This window comes from Stenotrophomonas geniculata (assembly GCF_034508895.1).
In the GTDB taxonomy this organism is placed as follows: Bacteria; Pseudomonadota; Gammaproteobacteria; order Xanthomonadales; family Xanthomonadaceae; genus Stenotrophomonas; species Stenotrophomonas geniculata.
In genome coordinates, this window is the sequence record NZ_CP140571.1 from 4,437,314 (window position 1) to 4,452,867 (window position 15,554).

Annotated in this window: 9 protein-coding genes; 4 read left to right on the forward strand and 5 right to left on the reverse strand. The window is 66.9% G+C overall.

Features of this window, described 5'->3' with window-relative positions; all coding sequences use genetic code 11:
- Positions 1-150: 150 nt before the first annotated feature.
- Positions 151-1,314, forward strand: a complete 1,164-nt coding sequence (locus RI032_RS20440; RefSeq protein ID WP_425603813.1) for a two-component system sensor histidine kinase NtrB — start codon at positions 151-153, stop codon at positions 1,312-1,314.
- Positions 1,304-1,663 carry a response regulator gene (locus RI032_RS20445; RefSeq protein WP_071305731.1) on the forward strand — a complete coding sequence of 120 codons (360 nt, stop codon included), beginning with the start codon at positions 1,304-1,306 and terminating at the stop codon, positions 1,661-1,663. Before RI032_RS20440 ends, RI032_RS20445 begins: the two co-directional genes overlap by 11 nt.
- A 69-nt stretch (positions 1,664-1,732) precedes the next feature.
- Here RI032_RS20445 and RI032_RS20450 read toward each other — a convergent pair whose 3' ends face one another.
- From RI032_RS20450 to RI032_RS20460, 3 genes are all read right to left on the reverse strand, one after another.
- A complete protein-coding gene (locus tag RI032_RS20450) occupies positions 1,733-5,422 on the reverse strand; it encodes a TonB-dependent receptor (RefSeq protein ID WP_322547636.1) in 3,690 nt (1,229 codons plus the stop codon).
- Positions 5,419-11,592: a CshA/CshB family fibrillar adhesin-related protein gene (locus RI032_RS20455; protein WP_322547637.1), complete on the reverse strand. Its 6,174-nt coding sequence runs from the start codon at positions 11,590-11,592 to the stop codon at positions 5,419-5,421. Before RI032_RS20455 ends, RI032_RS20450 begins: the two co-directional genes overlap by 4 nt.
- 370 nt (positions 11,593-11,962) lie before the next feature.
- Complete coding sequence (locus tag RI032_RS20460; protein WP_322547638.1) at positions 11,963-12,529, reverse strand: TetR/AcrR family transcriptional regulator; 567 nt, start codon at positions 12,527-12,529, stop codon at positions 11,963-11,965.
- 171 nt (positions 12,530-12,700) lie between these two features.
- Here RI032_RS20460 and RI032_RS20465 point away from each other — a divergent pair, with 171 nt between their 5' ends.
- On the forward strand, positions 12,701-13,531 hold the full coding sequence (locus RI032_RS20465; protein WP_322547639.1) for a universal stress protein: 831 nt from the start codon (positions 12,701-12,703) through the stop codon (positions 13,529-13,531).
- On the opposite strand, the gene RI032_RS20470 is transcribed toward RI032_RS20465, so the two are convergent.
- Positions 13,479-14,372: a helix-turn-helix domain-containing protein gene (locus RI032_RS20470; protein WP_322547640.1), complete on the reverse strand. Its 894-nt coding sequence runs from the start codon at positions 14,370-14,372 to the stop codon at positions 13,479-13,481. The genes RI032_RS20465 and RI032_RS20470 overlap by 53 nt on opposite strands.
- Positions 14,373-14,518: 146 nt before the next feature.
- Between RI032_RS20470 and RI032_RS20475 the strand changes: the two genes are divergently transcribed.
- Positions 14,519-15,076, forward strand: coding sequence for a GNAT family N-acetyltransferase (locus RI032_RS20475; RefSeq protein WP_322547641.1), 558 nt, complete (start codon positions 14,519-14,521; stop codon positions 15,074-15,076).
- A gap of 7 nt (positions 15,077-15,083) precedes the next feature.
- Here the strand turns inward: RI032_RS20475 and RI032_RS20480 are convergent, their stop codons facing one another.
- Positions 15,084-15,548, reverse strand: coding sequence for a GNAT family N-acetyltransferase (locus tag RI032_RS20480; RefSeq protein WP_322548285.1), 465 nt, complete (start codon positions 15,546-15,548; stop codon positions 15,084-15,086).
- Between the last annotated feature and the right edge of the window lie 6 nt (positions 15,549-15,554).

A 15,554-nucleotide genomic window follows, 5' to 3' on the forward strand; every position in this document is an offset into this window, starting at 1 on the left:
GCAGGTCGGTTCCAGGAAATAAAGGTGGGAGATGGTACCCCGTGTCGTATTCAGCCGCACAGTACGAATGGCACGTGCCATGCCTCCACACACTCTTCACACTGCACTGCCTAGCTTCACGTCCCTCCCAGGGGTAATGCTCATTTCCACGTGGACGCTGCCGCCTCTACGACGTCCGTGCTGACGGACCCTTCACGCCAACTGCGACTGCTGATCGACAGCGTGCGCGACCATGCGCTGTACCTGCTTGATCCTGATGGCATGGTCTGCAGCTGGAACCCGGGCGCGGAGCGCATCAAGGGCTATTCAGCCGATGAAGTGGTAGGCACGCACTTTGGCCGTTTCTATCTGGCTGCCGATCGCGAGGCGGGGGAACCGCAGCGCCTGCTCCGCCATGCAGCTCAACATGGCCACGTTGCCAGTGAAGGGTGGCGGGTACGTCGCGATGGCTCCTCGTTCCGTGCCAGCGTGGTCATCGAGCCGGTCGTCGAGGCAGGCGAGCTGCTCGGCTTCGTCAAGATCACCCGCGACATCACCGAGCAGTGGCAGGCACAACGACTGCTGCGCGACGCCCAGCGTGCGCTGCGCAACACCCAGCAGTTCGAAACCGTCGGCCGCCTCAGCCGCGGCCTTTCGCACGAATTCAACAACCTGCTGACCACCATCGGCAACGCGCTGGACCTGCTCTCACTGCGTGTAAGCGGTGACGATGCGCGTGCCGCCGAGCTGCTGGATGCTGCACAGGCAGCCACCGACCGCGGCGCGCTGTTGACCCGTCAGTTGCTGGCGTTCAGCACCGGCCAGACCCTGATCCGCGAGCCACTGGACATCAATGCCCTGGTACTGCAATGGCTGCCGGACCTGCAGCGCGCCTGTCCGCCTGCGGTGCCGCTGGAGTTACGGCTCACACCCGGCCTGCCCCTGGTGAACACCGATGCGATGCAGTTGCAGGCTGCGCTGGCCAACCTGGTGGCCAATGCCGCCGATGCCACCCTCGAAGGCGGCCGCATCCTGATCGGCACCGCATTGGAGCATCGGCTCGACCCGGATGCGGACTCCACGCTGCAACGGGGCTATGTCACGCTCAGCGTCTGCGATGATGGCCACGGAATGGCGGCCGACATCGCCGAACGGGCCACCGAGCCCTTCTTCACCACCAAGGACATCGGCAAGGGCAGCGGCCTGGGCCTGAGCCAGGTGTTCGGATTCACTACCCAGAGCGGCGGCTTCGTCGACGTGTCCACCACGCCCGGTGTCGGCACCACGGTCAGCCTGCTGCTCCCCGCAATGGAGGACCCTGCCGATGACCGATGACCCGATCCGCGTATTGATGGTGGAAGACCAGACCGATCTGCGTGAAATGATCGGCCTGGCCCTGCGCGACCTTGGCATCGATGTGGCCACGACCGCTGACGCGCATGAGGCCGCCGCCCTGCTGAAGGGCGAAGCACGTTTCGACGTAGTGTTCAGCGACGTCAGCATGCCCAACGGCATGTCCGGCATCGAGCTGAGCGAGCATGTGGCGCGCGAACAACCGCAGGCGCGGATGATCCTGTCGTCCGGCTATGCCCGTTCGCAGCTGCCGCCGCTGCCGGAACAGGTGGAGTTCCTGCCCAAGCCGTATCGGCTGCGCCAGCTGGTGCAGTTGTTGAAGCAGGATTGACCTGTCGCCGGGCCTGGCCCGGCATTCCGCTCCTGTAGCGCCGAGCACATGCTCGCTCGGCTGCGCGCCTCAGTAACGCCCCACCAGGTTCAGGTACCAGCCGCGGTGGGTGTAGTCGAACTTCGTCAGGTCATCGCTGAAGTCGGTGAAGTTGTAGCCGACGCCCACACGGAAGTTGCGCCCGATATCGCGATCGACACCGGCCAGCCAACCCTGCCTGCGACCGCCGTCACGCACGTCCAGCAGGCGATACTCCAGCAGACCGTGCCACTGGTAGTACAGGTCATAGCGCAGCTGGCCCGAAGCAAAGTTGGTGGCCGAATCGAACCACGGACCCGTGCCACGCCCGTAGCGCACTTCGCCTTCGCGGCGCGCCGCCTTGGCTGCCACTTCCCAACGCTGGTCGATGCGGTAGACACCTTCCAGCGACAGCACCTGGGTGCGCTGGTCGTAGTCCACGCCGTTCACCTGGCCCATCGTCGACAGGTCGTACAGGTAGCTGTAACGACCGAACAGCGCCCAGCGATCGTTGTCCCACGGCCGGTAGGCGAAGCCCAGGTTGCCCTCGATGAAGCGCGCGCCCGCCACCGGGTTGATCGCATCGTCGGTATCGGCATAGTTGAAGCGCGCGGCGATCCGCCAGCTGTCGTTGAGGCGATGGCTCAGGCGGTTGGTGCTGACCCACTGCGTGCGCCGCTCGGCGCCCGTATCGCGACGCCATTCCAGCTTGCTCTGCCACTCGGTGCCCGGCGCGGTGCGACCACCGGACAGGCTGACCGCCTTGCGATCGACCTGGCCACTGCTGGCGTCCAGCTTGCCGCTGCTCAGGGTGAAGCCCGCGTTCCAGCCCACCGCCGGATAGAAGTCCATGCCGAAGGTGTGCGCCAGGCCGGACTCCTGCCCGGACTTGAGGAACTGGCTTTCATTGAACACGTTGACCTGATCAGACAGGCGCCAGCGCTGCCCCAGGGTCCAGCCATCCTGCGCGTTCGGGCTGAACAGCGGGTCGTACTCGCTGCGGTCGGTGGACTGGGTGAACGCACCATAGAAGCTGTGCTGCGGGGTCAGCCGGTATTCGGCGTTGACCTGCGCGGCAGTGCCACGGTCGCCGTCGGAGACTTCCGCACCGAGCGTGGAGAGGTTGGCGAAGGTCCAGGTACCACCGGCCACCACCGCATCGTTGTCGGCGTAGCGGCCATGGTCGTCGTCGACGGTCAGCTGGCCACCACCGTACACATCCAGCGACGTGCCGATGCGGTGCGTGTAGCGCGCCGCAGCCAGCACGCCGGCCACGTTGCCGCCAAGGCCACGGTCTTCCTGCACACGGCGCAGCTCGGCCGACAGGCGGTCGTTCTCGCCGATCCGCCATTCGGCCGTCGCCTGGGCCTGGATCAACGATTCGTTGCCGCGCCGCGCCTCGCTGTAGCGCGCATACAGGCTGAAGTCGTCAGTCACGTAGCCCAGCAGCTCGGCGCCCTGCTCGCGCACGCGCTGGCCGGTGTCGAAGCGGCCCACCGAGTAACCGCCGTCCACCTGGCGCCACCAGGCACCGGCGCTCCAGTCGCGCTGCGTCCAGCCCAGCTCACGCAGGTTGATGCGCGCCTCCACGGCGGTCGCCTCGCCTTCGCGCGGCCCCTCCGGGTTGAGGCGGCTGAAGCTGAGGCCGCCGTTGTCGGAGAAGAACACCGGCGCACTGGTCGCCTCGCTGCGGCTGTGCTCCACCTTCAGATAGGTGCCACGGCCGGCCTGCAGGGTCAGGTCCGCGCCCTTCAACGAATAGTCCTGGCCGGAGCGCTGCTCGTCCACGTAGGTGGCGCCCACGGCAACGTGATCGCCGAACCAGTGCTTGCCACGCACGCCCGCGGTGATGTCGTCGCTGTCGAATCCGGTCGGTACCCATTCGTAGTCGACGATCAGGCGCTGCTCATAGCCGTCCAGCGGCACGTCGCGACTGATCCGGCGCAGGTTCTCGCGGCTGACCTGGGCCAGCGGCCGGGTCAGCAGGATGCGGCCCTGCAGGGCGTCGATCTCGTAATCGGCGCCACGCACCATCGGCACCCGCTGCTCCACGCGGCCGGTGGTGCGGTCACGGATTTCCAGCACTACCTGGTCCGAGCCACTGAGGATGCTGGCATGCCGCAGGTAGTACAGGCTGCCGCCGGTGCCGATGAACTCGCTGTGGCCCGGCGCCGTTTCGGCCTGTGATCCGAACAGGCGCAGCTCGCTGCGCGCATCGCCCCAGGCATTGGCATCGCGCGAGCGCCACGACAGCGCCGCGCCGTATAGCGAGCGCACGTACTGCGCGTATTCCGTGCCGGTCAGGCCGGTGTTGTAGTTGCCCCACAGCGCTTGGTTCTTGTCCCAGTCCATGCGCAGGTAGAAGCGGCCCATGCTGTCGACATCGCGCTGGGTCAGCGAATCATCACCGTAGGTCGGGTAGTACAGGTCCGGGTCCAGGCTGCGGAACAGGTCACGCGGATCGGCGTTGGTGAACCCCGTGAACAGCTGGTCCAGCGGACGGTTCTGGGTATCGGCCTGTGCCGTCAGCAGGTAGCGGCCACGGGTCTTTGCCTTCAGGTAGAAGGCAAGGCGGCCATCGCTGAGCACGTCATCATTGCGCTCGCCCCGCGCCAGGTCCTGCCCTGCCCCACTGGCCTTGTTCTGGTACACGGTGATGTCGGCCAGGCCGACACCGAACAGGTACTGGCCGCTGACATCGACCTCCAGCGTGCGCGCGATCGCCGGCGCATCTGGTCGCTCCACGCGCACGTTGAACGCATGATGGCCGATCGGCATCAGGTACTCGGCGGCGAACTTGCGATCCTGATCCAGCGGATAGCTGTCGCCATTGATCTTCAGCGACGCCCCCAGCGGCAGGTCGCGGCCGCGCAGGCGCACCCGCGAGCCGTACACCGGGATGTTCTGCTGGCGCAGGCCATTGCCATCGAACACCTGCTGCAACAGTGACAACGACGCGGCCTGGTTGGCGTCCATCGAGGTACCGCGGCGGTCTTCCAGCGCGTCACGCAACTGCTGGTTGCCGCGCTCGAATTCCGCTGGCGTCACCAGCTGCATCGACTGCGCGGTGGTTTCATCCACGTTGCCCTCGGCATCGAAGGCGCGCAGCACGTAGACCAGCCGGTCGCCGCGACGCAGCGGCGTCGAGGCCGGCAACGTGCCATCCCACACGCCCTGGGCAACGGCGGCCACCGGCAGTTCGAACGTCGCCAGGGCTGCCACACGGTCCGTGTCGCTGCCGCGGTAGACGCTGACCTCCAGCCGCTGGATGAAGGTGGTGTAGTTGCCGCGCACGTAGAACTCGACCGGCCGCACGATGCGGCCTTCGTCGAAGGCAACCATGCCCGGTGCGGAGACCGACAGTTCCGGTTGGCCCATCGCCGGGTCTTCGGTGGCCCAGATCGCGCCGCCTTCCGGCAGGCGGATCATGAACTCGCCCCGGACCGTCGCTTTACCCGGCTCATCGATCGCCAGGCTGACCCGGCGGTCCGGTTGCAGGGCCTGCGAGCTGGAACGCGTGGACGTTCCCTCGGTCACCGGTTCGTCGTAGCTGCGCGAGCGCAGGCTGAACAACAGTTCGCCCTCGGCGTTGCACTGGTTGCCGTCACAACGGATCGGCGCCGGCTCGGTGGGCGGCGGCGCGGCCTGGGCGACACCGGCCAGGCCGAGCAGGAGGGCCTGATACAGCGCAGCGCGCGGCAGGCGGGCCGCGCGGCGGGCGGCAGAGTGATGCGCGCTCATCGGCGTGCCTCCTGTTGGCGGGCGGCCGCACGGGTGGCGGCGCTTTCCTCGTTGCGGACGCGCAGGCGCTGCTGCACGGCGGGGCTGAGCTGACTGCGCAGCGCCTCGAACACGGCGTTGGCACGACGCAGGCCCAGCGCCTGGTTGTAGGCATGGCTGCCGCGCACATCGGTGTGGCCGATCAGGCTGACCTGGCCGCCGCCCAGAGCCTCAAGGCGCGCGGCGATGGCGGCCAGCAACGGCTTGAACTCGTCGCGCACGGTGGCCTTGTCGGTGTCGAACAGCACGTTGCCCAGCAGCGCACCACCGGCATCCACTCCGGCCAGCAGCGAGTGCGGATCACGCACATCGGTGCGCAGCTGCACGGTCAGGCCCGCACGCGCACTTTCCGCGACCTCGGCCTGCAGCGCATCGCGCACCACCGCAGCGCGGGCGAAGGCCAGCGTTTGGCTTTCGCCGTTGGCGGCGATCACCACCTCGCCGCCCTGGTAGCGGTCCACCACCTCGGCCATCTTCTTCAGCACCGGGCGATAGTTGGCCTGCAGCTCGCTGCTGCCCGGTGCGAACAGCACCTCGCCCAGCGCGATCTCCATGCGCTCGGCGGCGGCCTGCGGCGACGGCGGCAGGCGCACACCGAAGCTGAAGCGGGTCGGCACGCCCTGCGTCACCCGCCGCAGCAGCGGATTCTCGGTGGTCAGTTCAGCACCGGCCGGCACCGTCGCCGGGTCCAGCTTGATGATGAAGTTGCGGCCCAGGCGCGCGTCACCTCCGTGCACGTCAGCCAGGTGGTAGCGCCCGAACGGATCGGTCTCGACCAGCAGGCCTTCCACCGTGGCCAGACGCACACCGGGGATGCCCTGCTCCTGGATACCTTCGTTGCCGATCACGTAAGCCACTTCGTAACCCTCGGCGACGCGGGCGATCTCGCGGCGCACGGTCGGCTTGGCCGCGGTCAGGCCCTTGCCGGCGTCACCGCTGCGTTCCACGCGCGTGGCGCCCTGTGCGTCCATCCGCAGGCGATGGCCCTGCGCGCTTTCCAGCACGAAGTCATCGCTGAAGGAGAGTTCGCGCAGGCGCTGGCGCAGCACCACCCGGTGGGCCTCGGCCATGTCGGACGTCGACGCGCGACCATGCACCACGCCGATCTGCACCCCGTGCAGCAGCGGCGCGCTTGCATCGGCCAGCGGCTGCGGGCCGTCGCCACGGTCCAGCGTGGTCGAGCCCGGCACGTAGGCCGCAGCAGCGAATCCGCCCTGCACGCGCACGCCGCTCAGCTCGGCACTGTCCTGCCAACCGTCACCGTCGCGATCGTCGAACACGGTGCCGAACACCAGGCTGTCTACCAGCAGCGGATCGGCATCCATCGCCACCTCGGCGGTGGCGATGTTCGACAGCGGCGTGCCATCGTCGGCGGTGGCAACGGCCTGGTTCACATGGTTGCCCGCGCGCACGCCGGCGCCCACCCGCAACAGGTAGGTGATGGTCGCGCTGCGACCCACGGCAATGTCCACCGCACCGATGCGCAACGGTACCTGGCTGCTGGCCAGCGAGAACGCACCGTCATCGTCGGCCACGCGCATCGAGCCATCGACATGGCTGAAGCCCGGCGGCGGGGTGTCGACCACCACGCCATCACGCCAATGGCTGCCGCCCACGTTCTCGACCACCAGCTGGTAGCGCACCAGGTCGCCCACCTTCACCCGGCGCGGACTGGCGGTCTTGGTGATGCGCAGGGCGAAATCGGACACCACCTTGTGGCGCGTCTCGCAGATCGTGCAGTCCGGCGGCGGCGAGCCATCCGGATACTGCCCGCGCAAGCGGTTCAGTACCTCGGTGCGGGCCTCCTGGTTGACCACGGCCTGGTAGACGAACTCGTGGCGACCGATCGAGGTACCCGTCGGCACCGTGCAGACGATGTCGGGCCCCTGCTGGACGCATCCGGCCGGCAGGCTTTCGATCCTCAAGCCGGCGTCCGGCGTATCGACCAGCTGCAGCGGCTGGCGCAGCGCCGCCCGCTCAACCGTGGCCACCAGCGTATAACGCAGGCGGTCACCCGGTCGCACTTCGGTGCCGCTGGCAGGTCCGGACTGCTTCTCCAGCACCACGCGCGGTTCGGCCAGCGCGTGCTCGGTGCTGCAGCCACCACTGCAGGTGGGCGTGTCACCGCCGGTGCCGAGTACGGCATTGCGCACGCTGCCGCTGGCCTGGGCATTGACCAGCGCGCGGTAGCCCAGCGTATAGGTGCCCGGCGCCGTGCCGGCCGGCAACGTGCAGACCAGCGGGTTGCTGGCATTGCAGGTGAACGGTCCCGGCTGGGTGACCGACTGCAGGTCCAGGCCCGTGCCCAGGGTATCGGTCAGGGTCAGCGTATCGAGGGTCTGCGAGTTGGCGACCGTCACTTCCACGCTGTAGTCCACTGCATCGCCCACGCCCACCGGAGCGACGGTGGGCGACTGCTTGCGGTAGGTCACCACCGCCGACAGCACCGGCGTGGTGGTGCCACAGTTGCTGGTGCACGTGTTGATGCCGGTGCCACTGCCGAGCACCGCGTTGCTGACGCTGCCTTTGGCCTGCGCGTTCACACGTGCGGTGTAGTCCACCGTGTAGGTGCCCGGCACCGTACCGGCCGGCAGCGTGCACACCAACGGATTGGCGGCATTGCAGCTGAAGCCCTGGCTGGCGGTCACCGCACCGAAGTCCAGGCCGGGGCCCATCGTGTCGGTCAGGGTGAACACCGCCGTGGTGCGCGAGTTGCTGACCACTGCAGTCAGTGTGTAAGCGATGCTGTCCCCCACCTTCACCGAACCGGCTGCGGCCGAGGTCTTGCGGTAGTCGATCGCGCTGCCGGTCACCGGCGTGCTGGTACCACAGTTGGCGGTACACGACGGGTTGTCACCACCGCTGCCGAGCACGGCGTTGGTGACCTGGCCGGTGGCCTGTGCGTTCACCACGGCGGTGTAGGTCAGGCTGTAGCTGCCCGGCACAGTTCCCGCCGGCAGGTTGCACACCAGCGGATTGGCAGCATTGCAGGTGTAGGCACCCGCACTGGTCACCGCGCCGAAGTCGAGTCCGGTGCCCAGCGTATCGGTCAGGGTCACCACATCGGTAGTGCGCGAGTTGGTCACCACCGTGGTCAGGGTGTAGGTCAGGCGATCACCCACCGCAACCGGACCGGTGCTGTTCACCGACTTGGCATAGCTCACGCCCGGTGTCGCCACCGGGGTGGTGGTATCGCAGTTCACGCTGCACGACGGGTTGTCGGTGCCGCTACCAAGCACGGCATTGCGCACGCTGCCGCTCGCCTGCGCATTGACGGTGGCGCCATAGGTGAGGCTGTAGGTACCCGGCACGGTGCCGGCCGGCAGTGTGCAGACCAAAGGACTGGCGGCGTTGCAGGTGAAAACGCCTGCACTGCTGACGCCAGCGAAGTCGAGACCGCTGCCCAGCGTATCGGTCAGGGTGACGACGGCGCTGGTCCGCGCGCGCGTCACGGTTGCAGTCAGGGTGTAGTCGATGCGGTCACCCACCCGCACCGGGCCGCCGGTCGAGGCCTGCTTGGCATAGACCACCTGCGCGGCGGCCATCGGCGTGGTGGTATCGCAGCTGCCCACGCAGGAGGGGTTGTCGGTGCCGCTGGGCACCACCGCATTGCGCACCTGGCCGCTGGCCTGCGCGTTGACCACGCCGGTGTAGGAGAATGCATAGCTGCCCGGAACGGTGCCGGCCGGCAGCGTGCAGACCAGTGGATTGCCTGGCGTGCAACTGAAGCTACCCGCGCTGGTAATGCTGCCAAAGTCCAGGCCGATGCCCAGCGTGTCGGTCAGCGTGGTCACCGCCGTGGTGCGCGCGTCGGCCACCAGCACCGTCACGGTGTAGGCAACACTGTCACCGATGGCAACCGGGCCGGCGGTACCGCTGGCCTTCGACACCGAGATGCGCGGCGCCGCCACCGGCGTGGTGGTGGTGCAGTTGCTGCTGCAGGTCGGCGTGTCAGTACCCGTGCCGACCACGGTGTTGACCACCTGGCCACTGGCCTGGGCATTCACCGTGACCGTGTAGCTCAGGCTGTAGGTGCCGGGCACAGTGCCTGCCGGCAGCGTGCACACCAGCGGGTTGGCCGCATTGCAGGTGAAAGCACCCGGGCTGTTGACGCTGGCGAAATCCAGGCCGGTGCCCAGGGTGTCGGTGAAGGTCAGCACGTCGCGGGTGTTGCCGTCGGCCACGGTGACATCCACCGCGTAGCTGACGGTCGCACCTACCGCGACCGGGCCGGCGGTGTTCGAACGCTTGGCGTAGCCCACCCGCGTCACCGGCACGGTCACGTCGCTGCGCGTGCAGTGGTCGGCGTCGGTGCAGCTGCTGCCCGGTGCCGGCGGATTGCCATTGTTGAAGGGATCGTAGCCGCCGCCCACGCTGGCATGGTTGGTCAACACCCCGATCGCAGCCGCGGTGACCGTCACCGGCAGCGTGAATGCCGAGCTGGAGCCGGGGCTGCCGGCCGCGGCCAGCACCTGGCTGCTGGTGCAGGTGACGTCCTGGCCACTGGCCGTACAGCTCCAGCTGCCGCTCACATGGACACCCGTCCAGTTCGGCACGATCCCGGCCGGCAACTGGTCACGAACCGTGATCACTCCCGCCGGCACATTCGGCGGATTGCCGGTCGGCACGTCGGTGGTGTTGCTCACGGTCAGGGTGTACGTCGTGCCTGCCTGGCCGTAGTTCCACACGCCGCCGGTGGCATTGTTGCCCTTCACCACCTTCAGCGACGGCGCGGTGATGATGACCCGGTGGTCTTCCACTTCACCGTCATCGGCCACACCGGTGGGGTTCTGGATCTGCGTGGCGTTGGTGGCGTAACGCAGTCGCACGTAACTGGTGCCGGCGCTGACTGCGACCGGCACGGTCCAGCTCAGGTTGGCCTGGCCGCCACTGCACAGCGCGGTGTTGCTGCGCTCGTTGGCATCGAACTGGCCGTTGCGGTTGAAGTCGATCCAGCCGGCCACGCTGCCATTGCCGACGCAGGCCACTGGCTGGTTGATCAGGGTACCGGCCTGCATCACGGTCAACCGGTAGTTGCTGGGCCACCCGTCTTCCTCGCGGCTGCCCGCCACCGGCGAGTTGTCGTCGCCCAGTGCATCGGCGCTGTAGCTGCTGCGCTGTTCGGTGTCCGGGCCCACGCTGCCGAGGAAGTCGGTCAGCGGCGGCGCCAGGCCACCGGGCGTGTAGCCGGCGGTGTTGATGTTGAAGTTGCTGGCGCCAGCCGGGATGCCGTCCGATCGGAACTGCAGGTCATCCACCACGTGCATCGCATCGCCGTAGCTCTGCGGCGCATCACCGAAGTCCGCGTAGGGCACCAGCAGGCCGATGGCGATGGCGGTGGTCCCGCTGCCGCGCATCGAGAAGCCCATGTTCACCGCCAGGTTGCCTGGCGCGTGCGCAGCGTTGTCGAAGCTGAGGAAGGTGACCGCCGCCGTGTTGTCATCATTGCCGGGACCAAAGCGGATCACCTGGTTGGCACCGCTGGTCGACTTGTTCACCAGATAGGGCGTGGCATTGGCCAGGTTCTTGCGGACCTCGACCACGTTCCAGGTGCCCTGCGCACTGGCTTCGACGAATTCGCCGCTGTTGTTGATCGATTCGGCGTCGGCCATTACCACGCCGCGCAGGCGATAAGGCGCCCCCCCCACGGTCGAGGTGCAGGTGATGCTGAAGCTGGATGTACCACCGGCACGCGCGATACCGGCAATCAGCTGGTTGCTGGTGCCGGTACCGCCGATGTTGTACAGATCGTCGAGGCTGTCGCCGCCAAAGTTGCCGGGACGATAGCTGCGCAGCACGTTGGTCTCGGCCGTGTTCAACCGGCAGTCGACGCGCAGGTTGATGCCCGATGCGATGGGCAGGTCGATCGATGACGTCGCGCCATCGTTGAGTACGACGTTGTTCACGCCGTTGGCACCGCCGCCCCAGGTCAACCACAACACCGTGTTGCGATACGGGCTGCTGCCGCCAGTGGCGTACGCTGCGGCCCAAGCCAGCGATGGCGTCAGCATCGACAACAGCAGGATCAGGACCAGCGCGATCCAGCGGCCTGGCCGCAGGCACAGGATGTTTTTCTCGGGATGAACGGATCCATCGCCCGCGCGAATGCGCGACGTCGTCGACTGCCACATGGTGATTTCCCCGGTCGGCCCGCGTGGAGCCGATGTCAGTAGGTCGCCTGGGACGAGCACATCAGCCTGGCGACACGCGCGAACGCACGTTCTGCCGGCTCCATGGCCGCTACAACCGTCCCTGGACCCTGTTGGTCAGGTAGAAGTTAAGCGACTACGATACCGCACCGCAGCAAAAGTGTGATGAACGTCTCATTTAGTTCCGCGCAATCCGGCGCTGTTCCACGGCGACAGTTGTAGCAACAGAGAAGTGGGACACCGTGCACGATTCCGGCAGTGCGAACGCCCTTTCCGGCAAGGCGTCACGCGAATTCGGCGCAGGATGCAGTGCAGGCCCAGATCGGCACGAATTACTCCGCAGGCGTCGCGATCAGGATTTCATCGCGCCGTGCTGGAACGACGCGAGCAGCGTGGAGGCCGCCGTGGCCGGCGCCAGCCGGCCACGTGCGAGTGACCAGGTGATGCCGTAGAAACAGGTCCAGTAGAAGTCCGCGAGCCACACTGCGGTGAAACCGACGTTGAACTCTCCGGCCGCCTGACCACGCAGGAAAAACGCCTCGAAGCGCTCGCCGATCGGCGCCCAGCGCTCCGGCAGCAGATGCAGGTCGCCCTGGCGCTGCTGCTCTTCCATCATCCGCGCGAACAGCAGCGTCACCAGTTCCCAGTCCGCCAGCAGCGTGGCGGTGACCTGCTCCAGCACGTGGCGTGCATCACCGCCCTTGTCGAACCAGACCGCCGCCGCTTCCAGACGCTCGAAGCCTGCGGCGAACAGTGCTTCGTGTATCGCTTCACGTGTCGGTGCAAATCGATACAGCGTGGCCCGGCTGATGCCTGCCCCCTGCGCCAGTTCGCTGAGCGTGCAGCGGGGATGGCTGACCAGGGTGGCTGCCAGGGCGTGGTGCAGGTCGCGGCGGGTGCGTGCTGCGGCAGGTCGCATGAAAACGCTGAGGTATGGGTTCGCCCTCACGCTAGCATGAATCATCAATTAATAAACTGAATCATGGGTGATTCATCCGAATCACCATTGCGCTAAAACGGGTATGCGTCCGGTGCACCCGGGTCGGTGCGCGACAGGGAACGCGTCACAGGCATCGAAGGAGACAACGCCATGCTGCATCCACTACGCGATATCGCTGTGCTGTTCGACGCCAGCGACACCGGGAACCGCGTTCTCAACATCGCCGCCGATCTGGCGCAGGCGCAGCAGGCGCATCTGGTCGCAGTCTCCACCGCCCAGCATCCCACCGACATCGCCAACGGCTTCGCGCGCGGCGCCGGCATCGCCGCCGCGCTCGACCATGAGGCGCGCGCGGATGCCGCCTGCACCGCACAGCTGATGCAGAACCTGCGAGCCGTGTCCGAGCCGCTGCAGATCAGCACCGAACTGCGCATCGTCTCGGACTATCTGGGCGGCGCCGACCTGGCCCTGCAGTCGCTGTACTGCGACCTGATCATCGCCGGCTATCCGCGTACTCCCGGCGCCCCTTCTGGCTGGCACCCGCTGGGCACCCTGCGCCAGACCGGCGTGCCGATGCTGCTGGTGCCGCCGCACTGGAAAGGCGATCAGGTCGGCCATCGCATTGTGGTGGCCTGGAATGCCAGCAAGCAGGCACGTCGCGCGGTGGCCGATGCGCTGCCCCTGCTCGCACGTGCACACGCGGTGCACCTGCTGATGGTCGACACGCCCAAGGCCGAGGCCACACCCGGCGCAGAGATGGCCCAGCATCTATCGCGGCATGGCGTTGAAGTGGAGATCCAGGCGATCAGTTCGAGCCAGGGCGGCGTTGCCGCAACCATCCGCCAGCACGTACTCGATGCCGACGCCGACCTGCTGGTGCTGGGCCCTTACAGCCGCAGCCGGGTGGTCGAGCGCGTGCTCGGCGGAGTCACCGAGGATCTGCTCGCCGAAGTACCGGCGCCGCTGTTCGTATCACATTAGTGCCGCCCTGCCCCGACCGGCGGTAGCCGGTCAGCGATTGACCGGTATGCCGCCGGAAGTAGCGACACAGGTAGGACGCATCCTCGAAACACAGGCGCTCGGCGATGCGACCGATCGGCAATTCGCTGTAGGTGAGCAGTGCCTTGATCTCCAGCACCACCTGACGGTCGATCAATGCCTTCGGCGTCTCGTCGAAGCACTCGCGGGTCAGCTGCGAAAGATAGAACGGGGTGATGCACAGCGCCTCGGCGTAGGACTGCACGTCACGCTGGCGCGTGCTGCGCTGCCCGACCAGCTCCCAGAAGCTCCAGGCCAAGCGCTCGCGCCGGCTGACCTGCGCGGGCGCCCGCTTCTGCTTCGGCAGCAACGTGGCCATCTTCAGGAAGAAACTCTGCAGCAGATTGCGCAGCATCACGTGGCGATGCCGTCCACCGTTGTGCTGCGCGTCCATCATTAGCTGCAACCATCCCTGCAGCAACGGCACATCCAACGGTGACGGCCGGCAGTGCGGCTGTTCGTGCAGGAACTGGAACAGCGCATTGGGCAACACATAGGCCACCTCCGATGCCAGCGCTTTGGGCATCAGGCAGACCATCGCCAGGAAGCCGCGCGAGCGATGCCGCAGCAGCGCCAGTGTGTCCTCTGCCAGCACCAGCACATCATGACGCTGCACCGCTACTTCGCGGAAATTCAGTGCAAAGTGCGCGCACCCCGAGACGCATACCAGTACCACCAGATAGGCGTGACCGAACGACAATGGGACGCCCTGTCCTTCGGCCAGCGTACTGACCTCCAGCCGCATGGATTCGTCCTGGTCCAGAAGCTGGGGTACGCGGTCCATGGGCCGATCCGGCGGTATTCCGGGCCCCAGCATACCCGGGCTCGACCATCAGTTGTGAAAAGTACCGAAACCATCAAGGTCCCGCTCTGGGCCGGCCGCGCCTGGCGACCTAGCCTGTGCACTCACTTTGTCTCCTTGGAATCGACATGCAGCTGCACACCGAACGCTTGATCCTTCGCCCCTGGCGAGACACCGACGCCGCCGATCTGTACGAGTACGCCCGCGACCCGCGCGTGGGTCCGATCGCCGGTTGGCCGGTGCACACCAGTGTCGAGGAAAGTACCGAAATCATCCGCACCGTCTTCAACCAGCCGGAGGTCTACGCACTGCAGAACCGCGAAGACGGCCGCGCCATCGGCTGTGTCGGCATCCTGATCGGCGCTGACAGCAACTTCGAGATCAGCGACCGCGAAGGCGAGATCGCCTACTGGATCGGCGTACCGTACTGGGGCCGCGGCTTGGTACCCGAAGCGGTGCGCGAAGTGATGCGGCATGCATTCCTGCAGCTGGAGCTGGAAGCGCTGTGGTGCGGTTACTTCGCTGACAACCTGCAATCGCTCACCGCGCAGCGCAAATGCGGTTTCCAGCATCACCATACCGAAGTGAACAAGTTCAACAGCTTCCTTGGCGACTACCGTACCGAGCACATCAGCCGCATCACCCGCGAGCAATGGTGTGCCCTGCAGGCCGCCACACTGGCTTGAGCCGGATTCAGCCTGACGTGCGCTGCATGAACAGAAGTTCCGGCGTTGAGGACGCTTCAACCTGCTGGAAACCGAGATCGCGGTACAGGGCCACGGCGGCCGAGTTGTCACGATAGACGCGCAGAGTGAGGCGTTGGATACCGCTTTCGCGCAGCGCCTGTGCACTCAAGGACTGAACGAGCAGCCGGCCAAGGCCGCGCCCGCGTGCCAGTGGGGAAACAATGATGCGGCCCAGGTGCGCGGTGCCGGCGCCGGTCATCCAGTACTGGCCGAAGCCTACACAAACACCCTGCTCGTCCAGCAGCGCCCAGCCCGGGCGCACCTCGAGCTCAAGCACCTGCGCGAACCGCTCCGGCGGTAGTGGAAACGGCACACCCGGGCCTGCCCAGCGCTGGGTGGCCCCGGCGGATTCGGGCCAGCTGGCGACGATGGCGTAGTTCGAAGGCTGGACGGGGCGAAGGTTCGGTTCCATGGCATT